The organism is Erwinia sp. MYb416, assembly GCF_037479575.1.
GTDB classification, from domain to species: domain Bacteria; phylum Pseudomonadota; class Gammaproteobacteria; order Enterobacterales; family Enterobacteriaceae; genus Erwinia; species Erwinia rhapontici.
The window spans coordinates 13,320-39,032 of sequence record NZ_JBBGYT010000421.1 but is presented as its reverse complement, the minus strand read 5'-3'; the positions used below and the strand labels follow the sequence as shown (position 1 = coordinate 39,032).

General features: G+C 54.0%; 22 protein-coding genes, 5 tRNA genes and 1 other RNA gene. 8 read left to right on the top strand and 20 right to left on the bottom strand.

The features are described 5' to 3' along the window. Nucleotides 1–163: 163 nt before the first annotated feature. From hemC to hemY, 4 genes are all read left to right on the top strand, one after another. Nucleotides 164–1,105 (top strand): hydroxymethylbilane synthase, encoded by a 942-nt coding sequence (gene hemC / locus WH277_RS07005; RefSeq protein ID WP_133846856.1) that lies wholly within the window; start codon nucleotides 164–166, stop codon nucleotides 1,103–1,105. Beyond that, nucleotides 1,102–1,845, top strand: a complete 744-nt coding sequence (gene hemD / locus WH277_RS07000) for a uroporphyrinogen-III synthase (protein ID WP_133846857.1) — start codon at nucleotides 1,102–1,104, stop codon at nucleotides 1,843–1,845. Before hemC ends, hemD begins: the two co-directional genes overlap by 4 nt. 79 nt (nucleotides 1,846–1,924) lie before the next feature. Then, on the top strand, nucleotides 1,925–3,064 hold the full coding sequence (gene hemX / locus WH277_RS06995) for a uroporphyrinogen-III C-methyltransferase (RefSeq protein WP_133846858.1): 1,140 nt from the start codon (nucleotides 1,925–1,927) through the stop codon (nucleotides 3,062–3,064). 2 nt (nucleotides 3,065–3,066) lie between these two features. Beyond that, nucleotides 3,067–4,257: a protoheme IX biogenesis protein HemY gene (gene hemY / locus WH277_RS06990; RefSeq protein ID WP_339505123.1), complete on the top strand. Its 1,191-nt coding sequence runs from the start codon at nucleotides 3,067–3,069 to the stop codon at nucleotides 4,255–4,257. A gap of 677 nt (nucleotides 4,258–4,934) precedes the next feature. Here the strand turns inward: hemY and WH277_RS06985 are convergent. Next, nucleotides 4,935–5,546 (bottom strand): TetR/AcrR family transcriptional regulator, encoded by a 612-nt coding sequence (locus WH277_RS06985; RefSeq protein ID WP_133846859.1) that lies wholly within the window; start codon nucleotides 5,544–5,546, stop codon nucleotides 4,935–4,937. A gap of 79 nt (nucleotides 5,547–5,625) precedes the next feature. On the opposite strand from WH277_RS06985, the gene WH277_RS06980 reads away from it, so the two are divergent. Next, complete coding sequence (locus WH277_RS06980; protein WP_133846860.1) at nucleotides 5,626–6,210, top strand: NAD(P)H-dependent oxidoreductase; 585 nt, start codon at nucleotides 5,626–5,628, stop codon at nucleotides 6,208–6,210. Nucleotides 6,211–6,261: 51 nt separating this feature from the next. On the opposite strand, the gene WH277_RS06975 is transcribed toward WH277_RS06980, so the two are convergent. From WH277_RS06975 to trxA, 18 genes are all read right to left on the bottom strand, one after another. Next, nucleotides 6,262–6,387, bottom strand: a non-coding RNA gene (locus tag WH277_RS06975) — RtT sRNA. 33 nt (nucleotides 6,388–6,420) lie between these two features. Beyond that, nucleotides 6,421–6,497: transfer RNA gene (locus WH277_RS06970), tRNA-Pro, on the bottom strand. 92 nt (nucleotides 6,498–6,589) lie between these two features. Further along, nucleotides 6,590–6,666 (bottom strand) — tRNA-Pro (locus WH277_RS06965). Nucleotides 6,667–6,700: 34 nt separating this feature from the next. After that, nucleotides 6,701–6,787, bottom strand: a tRNA-Leu gene (locus tag WH277_RS06960). A 27-nt stretch (nucleotides 6,788–6,814) separates the two neighbouring features. Continuing rightward, nucleotides 6,815–6,890 (bottom strand) — tRNA-His (locus tag WH277_RS06955). Nucleotides 6,891–6,975: 85 nt separating this feature from the next. Further along, a tRNA-Arg gene (locus WH277_RS06950) sits at nucleotides 6,976–7,052 on the bottom strand. Between the two features lie 179 nt (nucleotides 7,053–7,231). Continuing rightward, the gene (wecG, locus tag WH277_RS06945) at nucleotides 7,232–7,972 is read right to left on the bottom strand and encodes a lipopolysaccharide N-acetylmannosaminouronosyltransferase (protein WP_159338534.1); all 741 of its coding nucleotides are present in this window, start codon (nucleotides 7,970–7,972) and stop codon (nucleotides 7,232–7,234) included. 34 nt (nucleotides 7,973–8,006) lie between these two features. Beyond that, nucleotides 8,007–9,353, bottom strand: a complete 1,347-nt coding sequence (wzyE, locus tag WH277_RS06940; protein WP_159338533.1) for an ECA oligosaccharide polymerase — start codon at nucleotides 9,351–9,353, stop codon at nucleotides 8,007–8,009. Continuing rightward, complete coding sequence (locus tag WH277_RS06935) at nucleotides 9,350–10,426, bottom strand: TDP-N-acetylfucosamine:lipid II N-acetylfucosaminyltransferase (RefSeq protein ID WP_159338532.1); 1,077 nt, start codon at nucleotides 10,424–10,426, stop codon at nucleotides 9,350–9,352. The genes wzyE and WH277_RS06935 overlap by 4 nt, the downstream gene beginning before the upstream one ends. Next, nucleotides 10,423–11,673, bottom strand: coding sequence for a lipid III flippase WzxE (gene wzxE, locus WH277_RS06930; protein ID WP_227535308.1), 1,251 nt, complete (start codon nucleotides 11,671–11,673; stop codon nucleotides 10,423–10,425). Before wzxE ends, WH277_RS06935 begins: the two co-directional genes overlap by 4 nt. A gap of 1 nt (nucleotide 11,674) precedes the next feature. Further along, a complete protein-coding gene (gene rffA / locus WH277_RS06925) occupies nucleotides 11,675–12,805 on the bottom strand; it encodes a dTDP-4-amino-4,6-dideoxygalactose transaminase (protein ID WP_339505085.1) in 1,131 nt (376 codons plus the stop codon). Then, nucleotides 12,802–13,497, bottom strand: coding sequence for a dTDP-4-amino-4,6-dideoxy-D-galactose acyltransferase (gene rffC, locus WH277_RS06920; RefSeq protein WP_212813466.1), 696 nt, complete (start codon nucleotides 13,495–13,497; stop codon nucleotides 12,802–12,804). Before rffC ends, rffA begins: the two co-directional genes overlap by 4 nt. Further along, the gene (wecC, locus tag WH277_RS06915; RefSeq protein ID WP_133846867.1) at nucleotides 13,497–14,759 is read right to left on the bottom strand and encodes a UDP-N-acetyl-D-mannosamine dehydrogenase; all 1,263 of its coding nucleotides are present in this window, start codon (nucleotides 14,757–14,759) and stop codon (nucleotides 13,497–13,499) included. The genes rffC and wecC overlap by 1 nt, the downstream gene beginning before the upstream one ends. After that, nucleotides 14,756–15,886 carry a non-hydrolyzing UDP-N-acetylglucosamine 2-epimerase gene (gene wecB, locus WH277_RS06910; RefSeq protein ID WP_339505081.1) on the bottom strand — a complete coding sequence of 377 codons (1,131 nt, stop codon included), beginning with the start codon at nucleotides 15,884–15,886 and terminating at the stop codon, nucleotides 14,756–14,758. Before wecB ends, wecC begins: the two co-directional genes overlap by 4 nt. A gap of 48 nt (nucleotides 15,887–15,934) precedes the next feature. Further along, entirely contained in the window at nucleotides 15,935–16,963 is a 1,029-nt protein-coding gene (gene wzzE, locus WH277_RS06905; protein WP_133846869.1) for an ECA polysaccharide chain length modulation protein, read from the bottom strand. Between the two features lie 30 nt (nucleotides 16,964–16,993). Next, nucleotides 16,994–18,097, bottom strand: a complete 1,104-nt coding sequence (wecA, locus tag WH277_RS06900) for a UDP-N-acetylglucosamine--undecaprenyl-phosphate N-acetylglucosaminephosphotransferase (RefSeq protein WP_133846870.1) — start codon at nucleotides 18,095–18,097, stop codon at nucleotides 16,994–16,996. A gap of 288 nt (nucleotides 18,098–18,385) precedes the next feature. After that, nucleotides 18,386–19,645 (bottom strand): transcription termination factor Rho, encoded by a 1,260-nt coding sequence (rho, locus tag WH277_RS06895; protein ID WP_056234711.1) that lies wholly within the window; start codon nucleotides 19,643–19,645, stop codon nucleotides 18,386–18,388. 363 nt (nucleotides 19,646–20,008) lie between these two features. Then, complete coding sequence (gene trxA, locus WH277_RS06890; RefSeq protein ID WP_133846871.1) at nucleotides 20,009–20,338, bottom strand: thioredoxin TrxA; 330 nt, start codon at nucleotides 20,336–20,338, stop codon at nucleotides 20,009–20,011. A 128-nt stretch (nucleotides 20,339–20,466) separates the two neighbouring features. Between trxA and rhlB the strand changes: the two genes are divergently transcribed. Together rhlB and gppA are read left to right on the top strand one after the other, a co-directional pair. After that, nucleotides 20,467–21,759, top strand: a complete 1,293-nt coding sequence (gene rhlB / locus WH277_RS06885; RefSeq protein ID WP_133846872.1) for an ATP-dependent RNA helicase RhlB — start codon at nucleotides 20,467–20,469, stop codon at nucleotides 21,757–21,759. Nucleotides 21,760–21,765: 6 nt separating this feature from the next. Further along, a complete protein-coding gene (gppA, locus tag WH277_RS06880; protein ID WP_133846873.1) occupies nucleotides 21,766–23,250 on the top strand; it encodes a guanosine-5'-triphosphate,3'-diphosphate diphosphatase in 1,485 nt (494 codons plus the stop codon). Nucleotides 23,251–23,290: 40 nt separating this feature from the next. On the opposite strand, the gene rep is transcribed toward gppA, so the two are convergent. After that, nucleotides 23,291–25,309, bottom strand: coding sequence for a DNA helicase Rep (rep, locus tag WH277_RS06875; protein WP_133846874.1), 2,019 nt, complete (start codon nucleotides 25,307–25,309; stop codon nucleotides 23,291–23,293). Nucleotides 25,310–25,397: 88 nt separating this feature from the next. On the opposite strand from rep, the gene ppiC reads away from it, so the two are divergent. Next, nucleotides 25,398–25,679 carry a peptidylprolyl isomerase PpiC gene (gene ppiC / locus WH277_RS06870; protein WP_133846875.1) on the top strand — a complete coding sequence of 94 codons (282 nt, stop codon included), beginning with the start codon at nucleotides 25,398–25,400 and terminating at the stop codon, nucleotides 25,677–25,679. The last annotated feature ends 34 nt before the right edge of the window (nucleotides 25,680–25,713 follow it).

The following is a 25,713-nucleotide window of genomic DNA, read 5'->3' as shown; positions in this document are numbered from 1 at the left end:
ATCTAACACTTGGCAGATTGACCGTAAAGAAAGTTGCGCTACTTAACAGTTTAGCACATTTTGCGACCAACCTGATGCAATACCTCCGTGTACCGCCGTTTAACTGACAGCATTCCCGGTTCAATGATAGGATAATCAGTGAACGATCAAAACGGTATCAAGCATGTTAGACAAAATTTTAAGAATTGCCACCCGACAAAGTCCACTCGCGCTATGGCAGGCAGAGTATGTTCAGCAACGTTTAATCGCCGCCCATCCAGGCCTGCGCGTTGAGCTGGTGCCTATGGTTACACGCGGGGATGTGATCCTCGATACTCCTCTGGCGAAAGTCGGCGGTAAAGGCCTGTTCGTTAAAGAACTGGAACAGGCCATGCTGTCCGATCGTGCCGACATCGCCGTGCATTCGATGAAAGACGTGCCGGTCGATTTTCCGCCGGGTCTGGGATTAACCACGATCTGCGAGCGTGAAGACCCGCATGATGCCTTTGTTTCTCATCATTATGCGTCTGTCGATGACTTACCGCAGGGCGCGATTGTCGGCACGTCCAGCCTGCGCCGCCAGTGTCAGATCAGTGCACGTCGCCCGGATCTGATTATCCGTTCGCTGCGCGGGAATGTTGGCACGCGCCTGGGCAAGCTGGATGCTGGTGAATATGATGCCATTATCCTTGCCGTGGCTGGGCTGAAACGTCTGGGCCTTGGCGATCGCATTCGTCAGATCATGCCGGCTGAAGAATCTCTTCCGGCGGTGGGTCAGGGCGCGGTGGGCATTGAATGCCGCCTCGATGATGTCTGGGTTATTGGGCTATTGTCTGCGCTGAATCACGACGACACCGCCTGCCGGGTTCGTGCAGAGCGTGCGATGAATACCCGACTGGAAGGGGGTTGCCAGGTGCCCATCGGCAGCTATGCGCTGCTGGAAGGCGATCAACTCTGGCTACGGGGGCTGGTCGGTGCGCCAGACGGAAGCCTGATGGTTCGCGGTGAACGTCGCGGCCCACGTACAGATGCAGAAAAAATGGGTATTTCGCTGGCGGAGGAACTGCTGGATAACGGCGCGCGCGACATCCTCGCTGAGGTCTACCAGGGAAATCCCCCGGCATGACGATTCTGGTCACCCGCCCATCACCGGCCGCCGACGAGCTGGTCAGCCGTCTGCGCACGCGTGGTCAGGTGGCCTGGGCATTCCCGTTGATTGAGTTTACGCCGGGAACCCAGCTGGATACCCTGCCCGGGCGACTTCGATCGCTGGCGGCAGGCGATCTGGTCTTTATCTTGTCACAACACGCTATCCATTATGCCCAGCCCGCACTCTCTGCTACTGGAACTACATGGCCTGCCAACCTGAACTATTATGCTATAGGCCGCACGACAGCGCTGGCACTGCATGCGGTCAGTGGCCATAACGTTGTCTGGCCTCACGAGCAGGAAATCAGCGAAGTACTGATCCAGCTTCCGGCCCTGCAAGCGGTTGTCGGCAAACGCGCCCTTATTCTGCGCGGCAACGGTGGTCGGGAATTACTGGCAGAAACTTTGCTTGCCCGTGGCGCTCAGGTAGAGTTCATTGAGTGCTACCAGCGTTGTGAAAAGCCTTATCACGGAGCGGAAGAAGGCCGACGCTGGCGTAATTGCGGCATTGATACCCTGGTCGTGACCAGTGGTGAAATGCTGCAACAGCTTTACCAGCTGTTCCCCGATGTTGATCGGGATGAATGGCTCCTGCACTGCCGGCTGGTTGTCGTCAGTGAACGTTTGGCTACTCTGGCCCGGGAACTGGGCTGGGCGAACATTTGTGTCGCCGGGGGTGCCGATAATGACGCGCTATTGCGCGCGCTATACCTTTAAAAGGTCGTACGGATATTGCGCGAGCAATGAAACGTCAATGCTAAGGTATAAAACACACTTAAATATGGGATGAGCCATTATGACGGAACACAAAGATTCCTCCGCCATGGTTGAAGAGACTACCCCAGCGGTTGATAACTCAACATCTGAATCACAATCACCACGTAAAGTGAAAAACAGCGGTGTGGTGCTGGGTGCTGTCGCCATCGCGATTGCACTGGCTGTGGGTGCGGGTCTCTCTCTGTATGGAAACCATCAAATACAGCAGCAGGCCGCCGCCAGTCAGGCGCTTGCCTTACAGCTATCCGACCTGCAACAGTCAGCGCTCAGTGACAAAAAGTCACTGGAACAGCAGTTGGCAACGCAAACCAGCGCACTGGATACCGCCCGTCAGCAGCAGGCAGCCACCAGCCAACAGTTGGATGAGCTGAAACAAAAAGTCGCCACCATCTCAGGCAGCGATGCCCAGACATGGATGCTGGCGCAGGCTGATTACCTGGTCAAAATGGCCGGACGTAAGCTGTGGAGCGATCAAGACGTCACCACCGCAGCAGCGCTGCTGAAAAGTGCGGATGCCAGCCTGGCCGACATGAACGATCCGAGCCTGATCGATGCCCGCCGCGCGCTCACGCATGACATCAGTACCCTGTCCGCTCTCAGCCAGGTCGACTACGATGGCGTGATCCTCAAATTAAACCAATTATCTAACGATGTTGATAATCTGCGCATCGCCGATAATGACAGTGATAATGAGCCAATGGATGCCGACAGCAATGAGCTTTCCTCTTCGCTGCGTGAATGGCGTCAGAATCTGGTCAAGAGCTGGCATAACTTTATGGACGATTTCATCACCATCCGTCGTCGTGACGCAACCGCAGAGCCACTGATGGCCCCGGATCAGGATATTTATTTACGTGAAAATATCCGTTCACGCCTGCTCATTGCGGCTCAGGCAGTACCGCGTCATCAAGATGAAATCTTCAAACAGTCTATCGACACGGTTTCCGCCTGGACACGTGCCTGGTTTGACAGCAACGATCCGAATACAAAAGCCTTCCTTAGCCAGTTGGATGAGCTGAGCCAGCAGAGCGTATCAATGGATGTTCCGGAAGCTCTGCAAAGTCAGCCACTGCTGGATAAATTGATGGAGACACGCGTGCGTAATCTGCTGGCACAGCCAGCCGCACCATCCGCTTCATCTCAGCAGCAGGGAGAATAATGATGTTGAAAGTACTTCTGCTGTTCCTGCTGCTAATCGCCGGTATTGTGCTGGGTCCCGTGATTGCGGGTCATCAGGGCTTTGTACTGATCCAGACCGACAACTGGGATATTAAAACCAGTGTGACTGCACTGGTGATCATGCTGATCCTGACGCTGATAGTGATTTTGGCTATCGAATGGCTGCTCCGCCGTCTCTTCCGTACGGGGGCACGCACCCGTGGCTGGTTTAGCGGCCGCAAACGCCGCAGTGCACATAAACATACCAATGCTGCGTTGATCAAACTGGCGGAGGGTGATTACCAGCAGGTTGAAAAACTGCTGTCACGTAATGCCGACCATGCTGAACAACCGATGGTTAACTATCTGCTGGCCGCCGAAGCTGCACAACAACGCGGTGACGAGATACGTGCCAATCAGCATCTGGAACGTGCTACCGAATTAAATAACGGTGACCCGCTGCCGGTAGAGATCACGCGTGTACGTATCCAACTGGCACGTAATGAAGATCACGCCGCACGCCACGGTATTGATCGTCTGCTGGAGATTGCGCCACGCCACCCTGAAGTCCTGCGTCTGGCTGAGCAGGCTTATCTGCGTACCCATGCCTGGGGTGCATTGCTGGATATTCTCCCTGCCATGGAGAAGATTCAGTTGGGTGATGAAGCACATCGCCTCGATTTGCAACAGCAGGCATGGCTGGGCCTGATGAGCCAGGCCATGGCCGATCAGGGCAGTGATGGTCTGAAGCGTTGGTGGCAGAACCAGAGCCGCAAAACGCGTCATGACCCCGCTTTACAGGTGGCAATGGCGGACCATCTTATCGTTTGTAATGACCACGACATCGCACAGCAAATCGTGTTGGATGGCCTGAAGCGTCAGTACGATGAGCGCCTGGTATTGTTGATGCCACGGCTGAAAACCGGTAACCCGGAGCAACTCGAGAAAGCGCTTCGTCAGCAGATCAAGCAGCATGGCGCAACACCGCTGTTGCACAGTACGCTGGGTCAACTGTTGATGCAGCACGGTGAATGGGAACAGGCTGCCGAGTCCTTCCGTGCGGCGCTGCAGCAGCGCCCGGATGCTTTCGACTACGCCTGGCTGGCCGATACGCTGGATCGTCAGCACAAGCCGGAAGAAGCGGCCACCATGCGCCGTGATGGTTTACTGCTGACGCTGAAAAATAATTCTTAATCTGCATCTGCAAAAAGACACGAAAGCCGGGCAATGCCCGGCTTTTTTATGCCTGTAACTGCGCAGAAAAGGCATCTGCTGCACGAAAGATGACGTAGCGCGATGCCCTAAAGATTTCGTGTTGCAGAAAGGCGGCAACCGAGCGAGTCCCCGGGAGCTTACATCAGTAAGTGACCGGGGTGAGTAAGGACAGCCAACGCATCTGCGGCACGAAAGATGACGGGCATCAGGGCAAAAAAAAACACCTGTCCGGGGACAGGTGCAAATTTTCAGGTCGGTTAAGACAACCGATTGGTACCTGACTCAACGTATTGCCCGATAGATCCAATAAGGCGTTAGCGATATTGGCTGGCTGGACAACAGGTACCGTAAAATGGCTCTGCGTCATTCCCAGGTTTATGAAGCATCTGCAAACATAAGAGGTGGAATGAGCATCTACGAGGGTATTCTTGCACAGCGCGTGCCAGAATAGAAATTCATTCACCATGAATTTAATATCTCACTGATAGTTAAAATATTAATTCATGCTTAGCCGACTTTACTGCCCTTCTCTGATGTCACCTCAAGCCGACACGATTGCCCGAGGTGCGTCTCCATTTAGAGACAGGCAGCGCATACTTAAGTAAACACCTTATTAAACATAGCGTTATATGTCTCAATGTAGCGACAAACGGATATTATGTTCTTACGCTGCGTTCGACCAGTGCCATAATCACCGCGTACAACTCATCCCGCGCCTGTTGTTCGGTGATTTCATGACGGGTGGATGCGTAAGCCACCGCTTCCGCAGCCCCCAACATGGCCCACAAACCGGCGTTCGATAATGCTTTACCCCCGGTAAAAGGCGTCAGCGTTTCGCGACACTTCTCGATAAAGGCCACTTCGTAGGCCCGCTTGATCTGCTCAAGCTCGGGTGAGCCGACCAGCGCAGCAATAATGCCCGGTATCTCCCGTCCCTGTTTCTGAACACAATTCACATAAGATTCTGCCATCACCTGCGCCCTGGCCGACAAAGTGGCTTCACTTTGCGCTAATGCCGCATCAAACAGCGCATTTTGGCGGGCATCGAACTCCTGATAGAGCACCGCAAACAGGCCTGAACGTGTGCCGAAATGATCATACACCACGGGCTTAGTGACGTCTGACTGCTCGGCCAGTCGGCCCAGCGTTAACGCCTCCGTTCCCTCGGTACGAATGAGCTGCCATGCAGCTTCAATGAGCTGCTGGTAACGCGCCTCACGCGATAAACGTCGCCGGGGCAGCGGTGAAGAGTTTTTGTCCGTTGACATGCTTATATACCAAAGGTAACTTACCAATAGTATATTAGCGTAACTTTTCTCAGTTCAACCTGCAAGCCGGAGGCTGCTCATGCATACCCTTATTGTCGTTTCTCATCCCGATCGCCAGTCATTGACACATCTCGTCGCCAGACAACTCGCAGAGGGCATCGAGTCAACAGGTGGCAGCATTGAGATCGCCGATCTTGCCGCCGAAGGATTTGACCCGCGTTTTACCGCCGATGATGTAGCCGCGTTCCGCCAGCAGGGATCGGTAACAGAGGAGATCGTTGCGCAACACGCCAGGATCGACCGCGCGGACACCCTTGTACTGGTTTATCCGATTTACTGGTGGTCGATGCCTGCACAGCTAAAAGGCTGGATTGACCGCGTATTTACTCAAGGCTGGGCTTATGACGCCGATGACGATGGCCGCCTGGTAAAAAAACTGCAACACCTTAAGGTGCATCTGGTCGCCATTGGCGCGGGCGATATGCGTACTTACGCCCGTCACGGTTACTTTGCCGCCATGAGAACGCAGATCGATCACGGGATTTTCGATTTCTGTGGTGCGGAGGTGCTGACCTCTGAACTGTTGTTACAAATGCCCGGAGATGCGCTAAGCGCTGAACTGCAAAATGTGAGCGAGCTGGGAAGGAAAATGGGGCTGGTGTAAACGAAATAAAAGACGAAAAAAAACCTGCTTTTTCAAGCAGGTTTCTTAAATTGGTCGGCGAGAGAGGATTACGGCTCTTCGAGCCGCCCTGCGGGCCGTTGCTGAAGCAACGTTGTCTCGCTTCGCTCGGCTCAAACCTCCTTCGGAGGTTCTCATCCTCATTATGTACAGACGAAAAAAAACCTGCTTTTTCAAGCAGGTTTCTTAAATTGGTCGGCGAGAGAGGATTCGAACCTCCGACCCACTGGTCCCAAACCAGTTGCGCTACCAAGCTGCGCTACTCGCCGAATACTTCTGTAATGCCACTACTTTTCTTTTTTTATCGCTCAAAACTCTCAGGTTTTAAGCAAAAACCCCGCCACAGCAGGGTTTTCTAAATTGGTCGGCGAGAGAGGATTCGAACCTCCGACCCACTGGTCCCAAACCAGTTGCGCTACCAAGCTGCGCTACTCGCCGAATACTACGGCACTGCTTTACTGCTTAGATTTTGTGGTGCGAAGAGAGGGACTTGAACCCTCACGTCCGTTAAGACACTAACACCTGAAGCTAGCGCGTCTACCAATTCCGCCACCTTCGCATACGACAAAATCTTGTACTTAAAGTCTGGGGTGGCTAATGGGACTCGAACCCACGACAACTGGAATCACAATCCAGGGCTCTACCAACTGAGCTATAGCCACCATACCTGACTTCTTTACTGCTTCTTTCAACTACTGACTAACGCGGTAAATGTTACCACCGCCGCTCATATGCGCACAAAATAAATGGTGCGCCCGACAGGATTCGAACCTGAGACCTCTGCCTCCGGAGGGCAGCGCTCTATCCAGCTGAGCTACGGGCGCGTAGCGCCGTTGCGGATGTGCATACTACGGAGGAGAGCCCTGACTGTCCAGTGCTTTTTTCACAAAAAAACGCGTTTGATTACGCTTTGTGCATTACGTCTAAAGTAGCAGCGTTTTTCGGCCTTTTCACCCGGTTAAATCGCACAAAAGGCCTTTCAGTGACAACAATGACTGATTGATTAAAGATCGCCGCGCCAGTGATATTTGAGGTATTTCAGCAATCTGAGCTGACGTTTCAGGCGTGAAGGCTGTGAAATCAAGCGATACAGCCACTCAAGGCCCATTCGCTGCCATATCTTAGGCGCACGCTTCACCTGGCCGGTAAACACGTCGTAGGTGCCGCCCACGCCCATATACAGCGCATCCGGATAGCTGGCTTTGCAGTCACGCATCAGAATCTCCTGCCGTGGTGACCCCATCGCCACCGTCACCAGTTTCGCGTCGCTCTCCCGGATGCGCGTAAAGAGTGCATCGCGCTGGTCCGGCGTGAAGAACCCATCCTGCGATCCGACAATGTTCACATTCCACTGGCGACGCAACTTATCGATGGTCTGCGCAAGAACCGGCGGTTTGCCTCCAATGAGAAAAACCGGCGTTCCCTCACGCCCGGCACGCTCCATCAGTGCTTCCCACAGATCGGCTCCGGCAATGCGCGATACCTGCGCCTGCGGATACTTCTTGCGGATAGAGCGCACGATGCTGATGCCATCGGCATATTTGTATTCTGCGGCATCAATCAACTGATACACCGCCGCATCGGCTTCTGCGGTCAGCACTTTCTCCGCGTTGATCGCTACCAGCGTGCCGGTTTTCAGCTCACCCTGTTGATTGAGGTAATCAACAAACTGCGCCATATCACTAAAGCCTGACAGCGTTATCCCGCGGATCCGATATTGCGGCACGGTTACAGAAACACTCATGGACATTCCTTCAAAACAAATCGCCTGGCAAGCGTTACGGTTGGGTCGACAGCGGACGAACCGGAACACGGGCACGGATTAAACCCGCGGTGTCCAGCAGCCAGTACAGCAGCTTCGCCACCACCACACAGAACGCGAAAATCACGCAGAAGAACACCACGCGCGAAACAAACGAATCCAGCCCTTCCCGTGCCAGCACGATCATGTTGAACACGGCACCAAAGCAGAAGCTTTGCAGAATCGCTGCTTTATAGCGATTCTGCTCCTGCTGGCCTTTTTCGTATAACCAGTCGAACCACTTAATAATCAGCCCAACGCCAACCGCCCCCAGCGGAATAAACAGCGCCCCGCCCATCACCACCAGCGAACCGATTAATGTGGGCGAGATGGCCAGCCCGGAGTGGTTATCCAGCACTTCCCACGTAAAGTAGTTCGCGCTGTTGAGCACAATGGAAGGACGGTCATGCCACAACCAACTGGGAATAAACACGTAGAAGTCACGCCAGATTGGTGCCAGCCCCTGGAAATCGATTTTGTCATAATTTTGCAGCAGCAGGCCGAGGTTCTCCCACGGCGAGAAGGTATCGCGGGTCAGATAGAGGAAGGTGTAAAACGCCTCCGCGCCGCTAACATCGAGGTTATAGCGCTTCAGCGCCAGCCAAAACATGCCGACAATCCCGCCAATCCCCGCCAGCACTAGCATCCACAGGGTAATCCAGCCACGAATAATGCCGATAAACAGGAACAGGGCAAAAGCAATAATAATGTTGGCGCGGGTGCCACCGACAATCATGTACGTCAGCAGCCCAAACGCTACGGTACTGACCAGAAACAGCAGCCAGCTCCGCTTGTCCTGCTTGAGGAAGTAGATCACCAGCATCGCCGGGATAAAGAAGTAGAAGAAACGCTTCAACGCCACGCCGGAGACATCCGCCGAGAAAATCTGGCTGTAGCTGTGCAGCTTGAAGAGCAGGAAACCATTGTGCAGGAAGAACACACTGACGGTTCCCAGCGCTACCAGCGCCAGAATGCCCCAGATCAGATGGGCTTCAATACGGTTAATCGTAAATACCTGACGAGGGGGTGCCCGATGCTTCGCCCGCAGCCGGGTTTTATAGCTGACGTAGTAAATAGCGTAGAAACAGCCCGCTGACAGTAACGCCTGGAGCAAATACTCCGGCGGCACCACGTCAACATCAAATCCAAACACCAACATGCAGGTCAGCGGGAAGCCGAAGAAGAACGTCAGCAGAAACAGCAGCGAGAAAAATACGTTGAAGTTGAAGCGCACACGACGAAACTCGCGCCAGGTCAGCGTGAGAATAAAACCACAGCAGCACAGATACACCACCAGCAGCCCGGCAAACTGTAATAACGTCATGCGGTGTCCCCTTCTACCCGACGCAGTGCCTGCTGCCAGCCGCTCAGGTAGCCCGGCTCGAAAAAGGCAATATGTGATTTATCCAGCAACATCATCTGACGCCGCGCCTCTTTCACTGTCGCTGCATCCAACGGATCGCCCTCAAACAACACCGGCACCTGTTGTTCTGCCAGATCCTGCCAGAACGGGTTCTTTCGGTTAAGTACAAAGGGCACATTGGCCTGCATCAACAGACACAGCGTACCGATACCCTGCTGGCGTTCAAAAATAAAATAGCCAAGGTGGCAACGGGCGATCAATTGCAGATAATCGCTGAACGCCAGCTTCTCGGTCAGGAGCTCAACGACACCCGGGGCAAACAACGCCGCGGCTGCGTCGCGCACACGCTGAATATACGCCTCGTTATTGGCGGGGTAGCCCAGCGGCACTTTCACTCGCACATTATCGCCAAACTGCTGATGGATGGACTGCAATGCCTGAATATGTCGGTTGCTGGCATCCCCTGAATTACCGAGCAGAAGGGTCAGCTGCCCCTGCGGCTCATCACTGCTTTGCACATTCTGTGCCAGCCGTGTCGGGAAATAGAGTAAAGAAGCCGGAACCTTCGGATGCCGCTGATGAAAGTGATTAATATCACCTCGGGTGGCAAACACCTGTGCCACACGTTTTTGTGCCTGACGCCGCAGCAGATAGAACAGCCGGAATTTCAGGCGGGTCGAATCTTCATAGAGATCGGCCCCCCAGATATGCCAATAGATCTGAGAGCGCTTAAGCTGGCCGGACAACAGCGCCAGCCACAAGCGAGGATTGAACTGACCGTGGCAGAAAAAGCGCGTGTCACGCTCACGGCGTCCGGTGGTAATCACAGCAGCAGCGAGCGCCGCTTTATTTGCAAAAACACGGATATTCAGCCGCGTAAAGGGCTGCGCCATCTCAGGCTGTGCGCTCACCAGCCAGAACTCGCGCGCGGCTGCCACGGGCACCACGTCATGCAGCTGTTGATCAAAGAAGCTCAACACCGTCTGGTTATGATGAGGGATGTCTGAGCCTAAAAGGTGGATTACTCTGGTCATACTCGTCTACGGTAAATAATAAAAATGCCTGCACAGAGTGCAAAATAAGCGATATAGGTCGCCATATACGCCTGAGCCGCACCGGCTGCACCATGCAGCGGGATCAGCCAGCGGGAAAAGCCGGTGAGCAAGATAAACTGGCTCACTTCCGTCAGCACATAAAAACGCAGCGATGCCTTCGCGATGACCAGATAGCCAAAAACGTAGCAACCCACTTTGAGTACATCGCCCGTCAACTGCCAGACAAACAGATCGCGCATGGCCGCAAACTCACGGGAGAACAGCAGCCAGATAGCCACATCACGCAGTAACCAGACGGTTAAACTCACGGCGGCGACCACCGGCAGTACGAAACGCAGCGCCTTCAGAATTTCACGTGAAATCTCAGCCTTATGCTGCAGGCGTGACAAGGTGGGCAGCAGATACACGCTGAAAGACGCCGTGATAAATTGCAGGTAGGCATCCGAGATACTGCTGACGCCCTGCCACAACCCAACCTGTTCCCACCCCGCATGTTGTGCCAGCAGGTTACGCATCATCATCCACGCCACGGGCAACGTCACAGCGGTGATCAGTGCCATCAGCGTAAACTTACCCAGCAGAGCCACGAACTCCGGCTGCCAGCCGGGCAGCAGATAGCGCATTGGCAGATGCTCGCGACGCACCAGCAAAACCACTGCCGGCACCACCACCAGCGCAGGCACCATCGCCAGCCCGATCAGTGCACCGCTGTAACCTCCCAGCTTGTAGCAGACAAACCATGCAGCAACGCCGGTCAGGCTGCCGATAATCAGCGACCATGCATTACCTGCCGCATCACGAAAACCTTTCATGATCGCCAGCGCCAGATTAGCCCAGGCGATGCCCATTTGCAGGAAGGCGACGATACGGATTACCTGCTGATAGCGGTCATGACCAAACAGTGCATGACTGATGGGCGCGGCGAACAGCAGGAACACCAGCGCCAGCAGCAATGAGAATCCCAGCACCATTGACGATGCAGTGCCAGTAACGGCACGCAGCTGTTCAGGCTGCTGCTGATACTGCGCCACATACTTTGTGACGCCGTTAAAAATGCCGGCTCCGGCCAGTACGCCGAGCACGGTAATCAATTGACGAAAATTCCCCGCCTGTCCGACACCCGCCGGCCCGTAAGAGACCGCCAGCATTTTCACCACCAGCAAACCGGCGACAATTTTTACCAGCGTGGAGGCTGCCGTCCACACTGACGCTTTTGCCAGTGACATATCAGGAGAAATAGCTCAGTAAGGAGTTGATCACCGTTTTCTGATTATTATCAGAAAGGTTATAGAACAGCGGCAAACGCAGCAGGCGATCGCTCTCTGTCTGGGTGAAATGGTCTTCACCGTGGAAACGGCCAAAGCGCTGCCCCGCGGGTGAGCTGTGCAGCGGAATATAGTGGAACACCGCCAGGATTTCGGCCTCTTTCAGCCATGCAATCAGCGCGCTGCGGTCATCATGGTCACGCAGCTTCAGATAAAACATATGGGCATTGTGTTCACAGTCGGCGGGTATGCTAGCCAGCTCAATGCGCCCACGTGCGACCAACGGCTGCAACGCATCGTGGTAGGTCTGCCACAGGCGCAAACGTTGCTGGTTAATGCGTTCCGCTGCCTCCAGCTGCGCCCAGAGATATGCTGCCTGCAAATCCGCCATTAGGTAGCTGGAGCCGATATCACGCCAGGTGTATTTATCCACCTGGCCGCGGAAAAACTGGCTGCGGTTGGTCCCTTTTTCACGAATGATTTCAGCACGCTCGACCAGGGACGCGTCGTTGACCAGCGTCGCACCGCCTTCACCACCCGCGGTATAGTTTTTAGTTTCGTGGAAGCTAAAGCAGCCGATATGACCGATGCTGCCCAGCGCCCGGCCTTTGTAAGTCGACATCACGCCCTGCGCAGCATCTTCCACCACCCACAGTTGGTGCTTTTTCGCCAGCGCCATAATGGTGTCCATCTCGCAGGCAACGCCCGCGTAATGTACAGGCACGATGGCTTTGGTTTTATCGGTGATCGCGGCTTCTATCAGGCACTCATCGATGTTCATGGTATCCGGACGCACATCGACAAACACAATCGTTGCACCGCGCAGCACGAAGGCGTTGGCCGTAGAGACAAACGTGTAGCTCGGCATGATCACTTCATCACCGAGCTGAATGTCGATCAGGATGGCCGCCATCTCCAGCGATGCGGTGCAGGAGGGGGTCAGCAGGACTTTGCGGCTGCCGAAGCGCTGCTCCATCCACTGTTGGCAGCGACGGGTAAAACCGCCGTCGCCGCAGAGTTTGCCGCTGCCCATTGCCGACTGCATATATTCAAGTTCAGTTCCCACCACCGGTGGCGCATTAAACGGAATCATGGCGTTTCCCTGTATAACCAGTAGGCGGTGCGTTCAATCACGCCACCGCAGCGAAGATAGAGTCGCAGCGCGGCAACATTGCCCAGTTGCGTTGCGACATGAAGCCGTGTCAGTCGGCGCGCGCGGCACCAGTCATTAGCTGCGTTCATCAGCCGCTGGCCAATGCCCAGCCCCTGCGCGGCTGGCACTACAGCCAGCAGGCCAATGCGTGCCGTGCCGTCTTCCAGCTCACGCAGCGACACAAAGCCCTGCATCGCGCCCTGCTCATCCACCGCCAGCAGGCACTGGTGATCAAAGGTGCCGCGTACGGCATTTTCCACCCACTGCGCATAAAAACGCCCGCTGTCGCCCGGCGCATACCAGGGCGCGCGAAAACGGCTGTAGATGAACGCTTCTTCAGCCACCTGCCGCAGCATGGGGATATGTTCAGCGCGGGCAATACGAATGCCCGTCGGGCGTTCAACAGGGGTGATACCCAGCACGCAGTCTGCTTCCCCTTCCACCAGGCGAAACCCCAACGCGCTCAGGGCATCCAGCTCTGCACTCTGTTGAGCCAGTACTTTGACCTGCACCAGCGTATAGCTGTCGAGTTGCGCGCTATCAAGCGGTGTATCACCGTGCAATTCAAGCAGAGCACTGTGACATCCAAAGAAGGCGTTTTCCCACGCCAGGGGTTTAAGCGTCGCTTTCACTAACGCCAGACACCTTTCGTATCAACAATCCATTGCTGGCTGACGGCTGTCGGATCAATGGCTTTAAAATCACGATGGTCCACCAGCATCACCAGCACATCGGCCTGTTGCAGCGCATCATCCAACGTCATCAGCGTCACGCTGTCCTGCAATTTTGCCGGAAGTTGCTGCACGTTAGGCTCCACCACCAGCGTGGTGCCCTGATGCCAGTCGGCAATCATTTTGGTGACCTGTACCGCCGGGCTTTCCCGCAGATCATCAATATCGGGTTTAAACGCCAGACCAAAGCAGGCAATTTTCAGCTCGCTGGCGCGTTTGTTGTTGCTCATCAGGCAGTCGGCCACCTGGCGCTGAACCTGCTCCAGCACCCAGTGCGGCTTGCTGTCGTTGACTTCACGCGCGGTACGGATCAAACGTGCTTGTACCGGATTCTGTGCCACGATAAACCATGGATCGACCGCAATGCAGTGCCCGCCCACACCCGGTCCAGGTTGCAGAATATTGACACGCGGGTGGCGATTGGCCAGCCGGATCAACTCCCAGACGTTAATACCCTGATCGGCCGCGATCAGTGACAGCTCGTTCGCGAAGGCAATATTGACGTCGCGGAAGCTGTTTTCGGTTAATTTGCACATCTCAGCGGTGCGCGAGTTAGTCACCACGCACTCGCCTTCCAGGAAGATGTTGTACAGCTCGCAGGCGCGCTGTGAACAGCGTGGCGTCATACCACCAATCACACGGTCGTTTTTAAACAGTTCAACCATCACCTGGCCAGGTAACACGCGCTCCGGGCAGTAGGCCACCTGGATATCCGCGTTTTCACCGGCCTGCTGTGGGAACGTCAGATCCGAGCGAGCCGCCGCCAACCATGCCGCCATCTGTTCGGTAGCGCCAACAGGTGAGGTCGATTCCAGGATCACCAGATCACCCTTTTTTAACACCGTGGCAATCGACACGGCCGCCGCCTGCACGTAAGCCATATCCGGCTGGTGCTCGCCTTTAAAGGGTGTCGGCACAGCAATCAGATAAGCATCGGCAGCCTGTGGTTGCATAGCTGCGCGTAACCACCCGCCTTCAACGGCCGTTTTCACCACGCGATCGAGGTCCGGTTCGACAATGTGGATCTCGCCACGGTTGATGGTTTCGACCGCGTGCGCATTGATATCAATGCCGATCACCTGCTTCTGGCGCGAAGCAAAAGCGGCAGCGGTAGGCAGGCCGATGTAACCCAGACCGATCACTGAAATAGTATTGAAACTCATAATGTTATCCGATTATTTTTGAGAGCCTGCACAATACGCTGGCAGGCCAGCCCGTCACCATAAGGGTTATGGGCGCGGCTCATTGCATGCCACGCGTCCTCATCGGTGAGCAGACGGGTCACTTCGCTGACGATCTTCGCGCCGTCTGTGCCCACCAGTTTGACGGTGCCTGCTGCCAGCGCCTCAGGGCGTTCGGTGGCATCACGCATCACCAGCACCGGTTTACCGAGCGATGGCGCTTCTTCCTGAATACCACCGGAATCCGTCAGGATCAGCCAGGCGCGATCCATCAGCCAGACAAAAGGCAGGTACTCCTGCGGTTCAATTAAAATAATATTATCTATACCGCGCAGAATGCGGTTTACCGGCTCGCTGACATTCGGATTGAGATGCACGGGATAGACAATCTGCGTGTCGGGGTGCAGACGTGCAATTTCAGCCAGCGCGTTACAGATACGCTCAAAGCCGCCACCTAAACTTCCACGACGGTGGCCGGTGACCAGAATCAACTTTTTATCCGCGTCCAGGAACGGGTAGCGAGCTGCCAGGCTATTTCTCAGCGCATCGTCACTGAGTACGCGATCACGCACCCAGAACAGCGCATCAATCACGGTGTTGCCCGTCACGAAAATACGGGATGCGGGCAGATTTTCACGCAACAGATTCTGCTGTGAACTGGCGGTAGGGGTGAAGTGGTAGCTGGCAAGATGACCGGTCAGCGTACGGTTCGCTTCTTCTGGCCACGGCGACCAAAGATCACCCGTGCGCAGCCCCGCTTCCACGTGCCCCACCGGAATTCGGTGGTAAAACGCCGCGAGGCTGGCAGCCAGCGTAGTCGTGGTATCGCCGTGAACCAGCACCACATCTGGGGTGAAATCGGCAAATACCGTCTTCAAACCCTCCAGAATACGGCTGGTGATCTCGGTCAAACCCTGGCCTGGTTGCATGATATTAAGATCGTAATCCGGCACGATGGAAAACAGGTGCAATACCTGATCGAGCATTTCCCTATGCTGTGCGGTCACGCATAAGCGCGACTCAATGTCCTCATCCTGCGCCAGCGCATGCACCAGAGGTGCCATTTTTATCGCTTCGGGACGCGTGCCAAAAACCGTTAATACTTTCACCGTGACTCTCTTAATTCGAAATGGTTTAACAGCACTTATTCAGTGCCCTTAACGGCGAGAGCGGCGCACCAGCGCAGTCCCGGCACCCAGTAGCACGCCTACCGTGCCCCACATAATCATCAGTAATACACGGCGTGGGCTGTCACGTTTTACTGGCTCTTCCGGTGTGCGCAGATAACGCCAGGTCTGGAATGATTTTACCAACGTAGGACCGACATTCAGTGTCGCCTGCATAGCCCGGTTTTGATCGTACTCCAGATCGTAGGATGGGCCCGTTGCACGCAGATTTTCCAATCGCGCCTGCAACATTGGCCTGCCCAGCATGAACATTTCAGAGTCCGGTAATTGCTCGGAAGGGGTCTGTGTTTTTGCTTGTTCAAAGCCCTGCTGCTGCGCAATTTTCAGCGCCTGTCCGATGCTGTTGATCTGACGGTCGTAAATGGCTTTGGCAACCGCTTCCTGACGCTTAATCTGCGCCTTTAACTGAATACTGCGCGCAGCCCAGGCAGCGGCGAGTTCTTCATTGAGATGCGTGGTAGCACGGGCATTAGCAAAGGCAACATACTGGCGCAGCAGGGTATTCGCATCTGCTGCTGTTTCCGCGATCAACCTGACGGTATCGTTGATATTTTTCGCATTATCGGCGGGCTGGAACTGGATATTGGCAATCATTTCATCCAGTAAGGCGGCGTCTTCACCGGTCTTGCCGCTTTTACGCTGCTGGTAATAGCTGGACTGTAGCCAGAAGTCACGACGCGTATCCCAGGCAAAAAGCTGCATCATAAACTCCTGATACGCTTCATCCATCACCGTCGGCGGAGCCACGGTCAGGCTGCCAGCACGAATATCCAGATTATTGAGAAACTGCTGCTGGGAATAAAACCCGGACAACATATTCACCGTAGGACGATCCACAATCGCCGTGGTGCTCCACTTCGGCGTCACCAGCAACGAATAGATCCAGGCCAGCAGGGCAAAGAGCACACCACCCGCAATAATCCATAACTTACCGCGCCATAGCGTGCAGCAAAGGCCACGAATATCCAACTCGTTATCTGCAGCGTCAGGATAGGTCATACATCTGTTTCCTTGTCGTCAGGGCATAGGTCAGTCAGTAGGAGATTTGCTGTCATTATTGTTATTTCGCAGACGGCGTTTAAACCGTTTGATCATGCGCGCCACGCGCCACGCGCGTTTAATGCAGTAGCCGTAGAGCATAAAGGCCAGCAGAAACAGAACCAGCATCATCCACTCAGGGACAAATGAAAGGTACTCGCCCAGCACACCAACGATAGCCAGCAGGGCCGCAGCCGCGGTGATCAGGACAAACGCCTGACGCGAAGTAAAACCGGCGCGCATGATCAGATGGTGAATATGTTGGCGATCTGCGGAGAAGGGGCTCATCCCTTTGCTCAGACGGCGATACATAATGGCGACCATATCCATTAATGGAATCGCAATCAGCCAGAGCGCCGTCACTGGCGTGATGGGATGGTTCTGACCCTGGGTCGCTTCTAACAGGATCCAGATAATTGTGAAGCCAATAACCGTGCTGCCAGCATCGCCCATAAAGACTTTATAGCGGCGGCCAAACATTCCCAGATTCAACAGGATGTAGGGCACGATGGCTGCAATCATGATAAAGCACCACATGGCAAGGCTGCTCTGCCCGTCAAACTGGAGGATGACCCCCATCGCCAGGAACGTCACACAGGATAAACCGCCCAGCAGTCCGTCGATGCCGTCCACCATATTGAAGGCGTTGATCGCAGCCCAGACAGCAAACAGCGTCAGCACATAGCCGAACGGCCCTACCACCAGTTCCCATGGGCCAAAGATGTAGCCCAGGCTTAGCAGGTAAAGTTTAGCTTTCATCATCATGACAATGGCGACACCCGCCTGTACCACCGCGCGGAATTTCACACTAATGTCATAACGATCATCAAGCGCCCCCACCAGTACCAGGCACCCGGCACACGCCAGATATAGCACTGAGTGAGGTATGTAGAAATTCGTCAATGCAAAAGCAAAACAGCTGCCTGCAAACACAGAGATACCGCCTACCAGCGGAATAGCCCCCTGGTGACGTTTGCGATAATTGGGCTTGTCCACCAATCCAATTTTGTTAGCCGCTTTACGTGCAAAGAAAAGAAACACCAATGAAAATAAAAAAGTCAGGCCAAGTTCTGTACTCATATTGAGTAAATTCACATTATCCAGCTCTCTGCTAAGAATTGCACAATGTTATAAGCAATATTTGTGCCAATAACATCTCTTCAATTCTGAATTTTATTCACCGGGACAAGCATAATCAATATCCCCATTGATCAGTATCCCGTGCCGTTCTTTAGATTAATTCTCCCAGATCAGGATAGCCTATAGGCCAAAAACAAAAAACGCCACGACTATGCGTGGCGTTACCCGAGTTTTGTACTTAATTTGACGACTGCGGTATGGCCAGACGATCAGTTCGGCGTCTGCCCGCAGCCCAACGACCTGTTATGAACGTTTCATCATGTCGAAGAAATCATCATTGGTTTTCGTCATCGCCAGCTTGTTGATAAGGAATTCCATCGCGTCGATTTCGCCCATTGGGTGAATAATCTTGCGCAGGATCCACATCTTCTGCAGCTCTTCGGACGTGGTAAGCAACTCTTCTTTACGCGTACCGGAGCGATTGTAGTCAATAGCAGGGAACACACGTTTCTCGGCGATTTTACGCGCCAGATGCAGTTCCATGTTACCTGTACCTTTAAACTCTTCGTAGATCACTTCATCCATCTTCGAACCGGTATCAACCAGTGCGGTGGCGATGATGGTCAGGCTTCCGCCCTCTTCCACATTACGCGCAGCACCGAAGAAACGCTTCGGACGATGCAGGGCGTTGGCATCCACACCACCGGTCAGTACCTTGCCGGAAGCAGGAACCACGGTGTTGTAGGCACGCGCCAGACGGGTGATGGAGTCCAGCAAGATGATCACGTCTTTCTTGTGCTCAACCAGACGCTTGGCCTTTTCGATCACCATCTCAGCAACCTGAACGTGACGGGATGCAGGTTCATCGAAGGTTGAAGCGATAACTTCACCTTTAACCAGACGCTGCATCTCGGTCACTTCTTCCGGACGCTCGTCAATCAGCAACACCATCAGCACGCAGTCTGGGTGGTTGTAAGCAATGCTCTGCGCGATGTTCTGCAGCAGCATAGTTTTACCGGCTTTCGGAGGAGCCACGATCAGACCACGCTGACCACGACCGATCGGCGAAGCCAAATCCAGTACGCGAGCGGTCAAATCTTCGGTAGAACCGTTGCCACGCTCCATGCGCAGACGAGAATTGGCATGCAGCGGCGTTAAGTTTTCAAACAGGATTTTATTACGGGCATTTTCCGGTTTGTCGTAGTTAACTTCATTAACTTTCAGCAGTGCAAAGTAACGTTCACCTTCTTTTGGCGGGCGAATCTTGCCAGAGATGGAGTCACCTGTGCGGAGGTTGAAGCGGCGGATTTGGCTGGGGGAAACGTAGATATCATCGGGACCGGCGAGGTAGGAGCTGTCTCCTGAGCGGAGGAAACCAAATCCATCCTGCAATATCTCGAGTACGCCGTCGCCGAAGATGTCTTCGCCACTTTTCGCGTGTTGCTTAAGGATGGCGAAGATAATGTCCTGTTTGCGCAAGCGCGCCAGGTTTTCCAGCCCCATATTTTCGCCGAGGGTAATCAGGTCAGAAACCGGCGTATTTTTTAATTCGGTAAGATTCATAATGGTGGGTTCTTAAACTCGGGGTAAAACATGAACTGTTTGTCGTGAATGGTATGGCGAAAGATCCATGCCTGTTTAATTGGTTCTTGGTTCCGAAGTCCACTCGATGATCACGTGCAGGAAAACGCAAATCTGAGACGAGGAGACGGTGAGGACAAGAAGCCGGAAATCAGTTGATACTAACCGTCAGATTGCTGAACGTCTGTAAGACTTTTGATGAATACTGTGTTCAACAAGGAGTAATTCTAAAGATTCAAACTACAAGGCAAGTGCGTAGTGCAGTAGATTTAACTTAGCATGCTTAATGCCGGGCGTCTAGCGGTCAGCGAAAAATTCAAACCGCAAGGCGCCGGCACGGCATGATTAGCCCAGGTTCGCGTTCAGGAACTCTTTGAGCTGGCCTTTAGACAGTGCGCCGACTTTCGTCGCGGCCACTTCGCCATTCTTAAACAACAGCAGGGTTGGGATGCCACGGATACCGTACTTAGGTGCGGTAGCAGGGTTTTCATCAATATTCAGTTTAGCAACGGTGAGCTTGCCATCAAACTCTTCGGCCACTTCGTCAAGAATAGGGGCAATCATTTTGCAAGGACCACACCATTCTGCCCAGAAGTCAACCAGCGTCAAACCTTCTGCTTTCAGAACGTCGGTTTCAAAGCTGTCATCGGTCAGGTGAACAATTTTATCGCTCATGTTTACTCCAGGAGATTATCTTTACCATGATGTTGCATTAAGCAGCATAAGGCTGAGTTTATTGTACTGCTTTTATTTCACCGGATAAGCTTTCGTAAAGCAATAGTAAGCTGATATTCTACCACACTATGAGCAAAACACACTTAACCGAACAGAAGTTTTCCGACTTCGCCCTGCACCCTCAGGTTATTGAAGCCCTTGAAACTAAAGGGTTTCATAATTGCACGCCTATCCAGGCGCTGGCATTACCGTTTACGCTCTCCGGGCGTGATGTAGCAGGTCAGGCGCAAACCGGTACCGGCAAAACGATGGCGTTTCTGACGTCAACGTTCCATCATCTTCTTTCTCACCCCGCACCGGAAGGTCGCCAGGTTAACCAACCGCGGGCGCTGATTCTGGCACCAACGCGCGAACTGGCGGTGCAGATTCATGCGGATGCAGAGCCTCTGGCGCAGGTAACCGGACTGAAGCTTGGTCTGGCTTACGGTGGCGATGGCTATGATAAGCAACTTAAAGTGCTCGAAAGCGGTGTCGATGTGTTAATCGCCACCACGGGTCGTTTAATCGATTACGCTAAACAGAATCACGTGAATTTAGGCGCCATCCAGGTGGTGGTACTCGACGAAGCTGACCGTATGTTCGACCTCGGCTTCATTAAAGATATCCGCTGGCTGTTCCGCCGCATGCCTGCCGCCAACCAGCGTCTGAATATGCTGTTCTCCGCAACATTGTCCTTCCGCGTGCGTGAGCTGGCGTTTGAGAACATGAACAACGCGGAATACGTTGAAGTCGAACCGGAGCAGAAAACCGGGCACCGTATTAAAGAAGAGCTGTTCTACCCTTCCAATGAAGAAAAAATGCGTCTGCTGCAAACGCTGCTGGAAGAAGAGTGGCCCGATCGCGCCATCATTTTCGCCAATACCAAGCACCGCTGTGAAGATGTCTGGGGCCACCTGGCTGCAGATGGTCACCGTGTTGGTTTGTTAACCGGCGATGTGGCACAGAAAAAACGCCTGCGTATCCTGGATGATTTCACCAAGGGTGATGTCGATATCCTCGTCGCGACGGATGTCGCTGCACGCGGCTTGCATATTCCTGCAGTGACCCACGTATTTAACTACGATTTGCCAGACGACTGCGAAGACTACGTTCACCGCATTGGTCGTACAGGTCGTGCAGGCGCCAATGGTCACTCTATCAGCCTCGCCTGTGAAGAGTACGCGCTGAACCTGCCAGGTATTGAAGAATACATCGGTCACAGCATTGCGGTCAGTCGCTATAACAGCGATGCGCTGATGAGCGAATTGCCACCACCAAAACGCTTAACACGTAACCGTTCTGGTAATGGCCCGCGCCGTGGTGGAAATAACAACCGCCGCAGTAGCGCACCGCGTAACCCTAACCGCAAACGTTCAGGTTAAGCCGCCATGCTGAGTGCATCATCACTCTATGCTGCGATCGATTTAGGATCGAACAGCTTTCATATGTTGGTGGTGCGCGAAGTGGCTGGCAGTATCCAGACCATTGCCCGCATCAAGCGCAAGGTGCGTCTTGCTGCTGGTCTCGATGCCGATAATCATCTTTCAGATGAGGCAATGGAACGAGGCTGGCAGTGTCTGCGGTTGTTTTCCGAGCAACTGCAGGACATCCCTCCCGAACAAATCCGCGTTGTGGCGACAGCCACGCTGCGTATTGCTGCCAATGCCGGTAGTTTCCTGGTCAAAGCCCAGGAAATCCTCGGTTGTCCGATCAATGTCATTAGCGGTGAAGATGAAGCACGCCTGATTTATCAAGGTGTTGCGCATACTACGGGTGGGTCGGACAAACGACTGGTCGTCGACATCGGTGGCGGCAGTACCGAGCTGGTCACCGGCAGAGGTTCACAGACGACGACGCTGTTTAGTCTGTCGATGGGCTGTGTCACCTGGCTTGAACGTTATTTTGCCGATCGTCATCTGGGTAAAGCGAATTTCGAACAGGCGGAACAAGCGGCGCGAGCCATGATCCGTCCGGTGGCTGATGCTTTACGCGAACAGGGCTGGCAGGTCTGCGTGGGCGCGTCCGGCACTGTACAAGCCCTGCAAGAAATTATGATGGCTCAGGGCATGGATGAGCGCATCACGCTCAGTAAACTTGAGCAATTGAAACAGCGCGCTATTCAGTGCGGCAAGCTGGAAGAGCTGGAGATTGAAGGGCTGACTCTTGAGCGCGCGTTAGTGTTCCCCAGCGGCCTGTCTATTCTGATTGCTATCTTTACCGAGCTGAATATCAACAGCATGACGCTGGCCGGTGGCGCGCTGCGCGAAGGTCTGGTGTATGGCATGCTGCATCTGCCAGTGGATCGTGATATCCGTAACCGCACGCTGCACAATATCCAGCGCCGTTTTGCGATTGACCCTGAGCAGGCAGAGCGTGTCCGCCAGCTGGCAGACAGTTTTGCCCGTCAGGTCAGCCAGGTGTGGAAGCTGGACGACCGCAGCCGGGAACTGCTGGAAAGTGCCTGTCTGATCCACGAGATTGGTCTGAGCGTCGATTTCCGTCAGGCACCACAGCATGCGGCTTATCTGGTACGCCACCTTGATTTACCAGGCTTTACGCCAGCGCAGAAAAAGCTACTGGCGACATTGCTGCAAAATCAGGTGAACGGTATCGATCTGGCGCTGTTAAGTCAGCAAAATGCCGTACCGCCACGTGTTGCCGAACGGATGTGCCGTCTGCTGCGATTAGCGATTATTTTCGCCAGCCGCAGGCGCGATGACATGCTGCCCGCCGTCCGTTTACTGGCGGATGATGATAATCTGACGTTGACGTTGCCGACAGGTTGGCTGGAAGCGCATCCTCTGCGTGCAGAGCTGCTGGAGCAGGAGGCACACTGGCAAAGCTATGTGCACTGGTCATTAGTCATCGTTTGAAATCTGCTGCGCCCGGTGTGATGCTGCGTTAATCCGGGTGCTATTTCTTTGCTTTTGCCAACTGCGCGCGGAGATTCGCCAGGTGGCTCTGGCCTTTCTGCATGCGCTCTTCCGCACTGACCACTTTACGCTCGCTTTCCCACTGTAAGTCATCCTGCGGCAACTCCAGCAGGAAACGACTGACTTCCGGGCGCACCAGCTCACCATACTGACGGCGTTCGCGGCACAGCGTAAAGGTCAGTTCTTTCTGCGCGCGCGTGATCCCTACATAAGCCAGACGGCGCTCCTCTTCGACGTTGTTCTCGTCAATACTGCTCTGATGCGGTAACAACCCTTCTTCCATACCCACCAGGAAAACGTAAGGGAACTCCAGGCCTTTAGAAGCGTGCAGCGTCATCAACTGGACCTGATCGGAATCTTCATCGCTTTCGCCACGTTCCATCATGTCACGCAGGGTGAAGCGCGTCACCACCTGGGTCAGCGTCATCGCTTCGTCAATATCACTGCCTTCCAGCATTTCCGTCATCCACTGGAACAAGGTATTGACGTTTTTCATGCGCATTTCAGCGGCTTTGGGGCTGGGCGACGTTTCAAAAAGCCAGCTCTCGTAATCAATACCCCGGATCAAATCACGAACCGCCGCTACAGGTTCACGTTCGGCCAGCCGGGCAATCTCCTGCAACCAGTGAGTAAAGCGCTGTAACGATTCCAGCCCGCGGCCGCTCAGCGTCTGCTCCAGACCCATATCAAAACTGGCGCTGAACAAGCTCTTGTTACGCTGCATGGCCCAGTCGCCCAGCTTTTGCAGGGTGGCTGAACCAATTTCGCGCCGTGGCGTGTTCACAATACGCATAAACGCACTGTCATCGTCAGCATTGGTCAGCACGCGCAGGTAGGCGAGCAGATCTTTGATCTCCGGGCGTGAGAAGAATGAGGTACCACCAGAGATACGATACGGGATGCGGTTTTGCATCAGCATCTTTTCGAACACCCGCGACTGATGGTTACCACGATAGAGAATGGCGTAATCTTTGTAGCCGGTTTTGTTGATGAAGTGATGGGCAATCAACTCCCCGGTCACGCGTTCTGCTTCATGATCCTCATGGTTAGCCGTGATCACTTTTAGCTCGGCGCCATACCCCAGCTCAGAGAACAGGCGCTTTTCAAACACATGTGGGTTATTGGCGATCAGGATATTCGCGGCTTTCAGGATGCGTTCGGAAGAGCGGTAGTTCTGCTCCAGTTTAATCACCTGTAGCGCCGGGAAATCCTCCTGCAGCAGCACCAGGTTTTGTGGCCGTGCCCCGCGCCAGGAGTAGATTGACTGATCGTCGTCCCCTACCACGGTGAAGCGTGCCCGGTTACCCACTAACAGTTTAACCAGCTCATACTGACTGGTGTTGGTATCCTGATATTCATCCACCAGCAAATAGCGTATGCGTTGCTGCCAGCGCTCGCGAACCTCCAGATTACGCTGGAACAACAGCGTGGGCAGCAGGATCAGATCGTCGAAGTCCAGCACGTTGCACGATTTAAGGTGTCTGTCATACAGCGCATAGCAATGTGCAAAGAGCTTATCGCGTTCGGACAGCGCCCCCGCTGCCGCACGCGAGGGATCCATCAGATCGTTTTTCCAGTTCGAGATCGTTGAGACCAGCTGTTGCAGCAGGGTTTTATCATTTTCCAGCCACTCTTCCGTCAGATCTTTGAGTAATGCCAGCTGGTCCTGATCGTCAAACAGCGAAAATTTGGCTTTCATGCCCAGCGCAGCATATTCGCGCTTGATAATCTCCAGACCCAAGGTATGGAAGGTCGAAATCATCAGTCCGCGTGCTTCTTTACGGCCAAGGGTTTGTGCCACACGCTCTTTCATCTCACGCGACGCTTTATTGGTAAACGTCACTGCGGCGATATGGCGTGCCTGATAGCCACACTCGCGGATCAGATGGGCAATTTTGTTGGTGATCACGCGTGTTTTACCCGAACCGGCACCAGCCAGTACCAGACAAGGCCCGGTAACAAATTCGACGGCGTGTTGCTGACCAGGATTAAGACGCATAGATAAGTCACTCAATGAAATTGCAGAGGGAAGAAAATAACAGCGTGGTAGTATAGCCAGCCAAATCCCTATGACTCAAGGTAACATCATGGCAAAAATGGCAGCAGCACTGCACATTCTGGTAAAAGAAGAGAAACTGGCTCAGGATCTGTTAGCCCAGCTGGCAGAAGGTGCCGATTTTGAGAAGCTGGCAAAGAAACACTCGACCTGTCCGTCAGGTAAGAAAGGCGGCCATTTAGGCGAGTTCAAACAAGGTGCAATGGTGCCGGCGTTCGATAAAGTGGTGTTCTCCTGCCCACTGATCGAGCCACAGGGCCCGCTGCATACCCAGTTCGGTTACCACATCATTAAGGTGTTGTACCGTAACTAATGAAAAAAGCGCCGTCAGGCGCTTTTTTTTCGGG

Bases quoted from the DNA above. Each gene is read 5' to 3' on its own strand.
- hemC (WP_133846856.1), top strand. From the start codon at position 164: ATGTTAGACAAAATTTTAAGAATTGCCACCCGACAAAGTCCACTCGCG.
- hemD (WP_133846857.1), top strand. From the start codon at position 1,102: ATGACGATTCTGGTCACCCGCCCATCACCGGCCGCCGACGAGCTGGTC.
- hemX (WP_133846858.1), top strand. From the start codon at position 1,925: ATGACGGAACACAAAGATTCCTCCGCCATGGTTGAAGAGACTACCCCA.
- hemY (WP_339505123.1), top strand. From the start codon at position 3,067: ATGTTGAAAGTACTTCTGCTGTTCCTGCTGCTAATCGCCGGTATTGTG.
- WH277_RS06985 (WP_133846859.1), bottom strand. From the start codon at position 5,546: ATGTCAACGGACAAAAACTCTTCACCGCTGCCCCGGCGACGTTTATCG.
- WH277_RS06980 (WP_133846860.1), top strand. From the start codon at position 5,626: ATGCATACCCTTATTGTCGTTTCTCATCCCGATCGCCAGTCATTGACA.
- wecG (WP_159338534.1), bottom strand. From the start codon at position 7,972: ATGAGTGTTTCTGTAACCGTGCCGCAATATCGGATCCGCGGGATAACG.
- wzyE (WP_159338533.1), bottom strand. From the start codon at position 9,353: ATGACGTTATTACAGTTTGCCGGGCTGCTGGTGGTGTATCTGTGCTGC.
- WH277_RS06935 (WP_159338532.1), bottom strand. From the start codon at position 10,426: ATGACCAGAGTAATCCACCTTTTAGGCTCAGACATCCCTCATCATAAC.
- wzxE (WP_227535308.1), bottom strand. From the start codon at position 11,673: ATGTCACTGGCAAAAGCGTCAGTGTGGACGGCAGCCTCCACGCTGGTA.
- rffA (WP_339505085.1), bottom strand. From the start codon at position 12,805: ATGATTCCGTTTAATGCGCCACCGGTGGTGGGAACTGAACTTGAATAT.
- wecC (WP_133846867.1), bottom strand. From the start codon at position 14,759: ATGAGTTTCAATACTATTTCAGTGATCGGTCTGGGTTACATCGGCCTG.
- wzzE (WP_133846869.1), bottom strand. From the start codon at position 16,963: ATGACCTATCCTGACGCTGCAGATAACGAGTTGGATATTCGTGGCCTT.
- rho (WP_056234711.1), bottom strand. From the start codon at position 19,645: ATGAATCTTACCGAATTAAAAAATACGCCGGTTTCTGACCTGATTACC.
- trxA (WP_133846871.1), bottom strand. From the start codon at position 20,338: ATGAGCGATAAAATTGTTCACCTGACCGATGACAGCTTTGAAACCGAC.
- rhlB (WP_133846872.1), top strand. From the start codon at position 20,467: ATGAGCAAAACACACTTAACCGAACAGAAGTTTTCCGACTTCGCCCTG.
- gppA (WP_133846873.1), top strand. From the start codon at position 21,766: ATGCTGAGTGCATCATCACTCTATGCTGCGATCGATTTAGGATCGAAC.
- rep (WP_133846874.1), bottom strand. From the start codon at position 25,309: ATGCGTCTTAATCCTGGTCAGCAACACGCCGTCGAATTTGTTACCGGG.
- ppiC (WP_133846875.1), top strand. From the start codon at position 25,398: ATGGCAAAAATGGCAGCAGCACTGCACATTCTGGTAAAAGAAGAGAAA.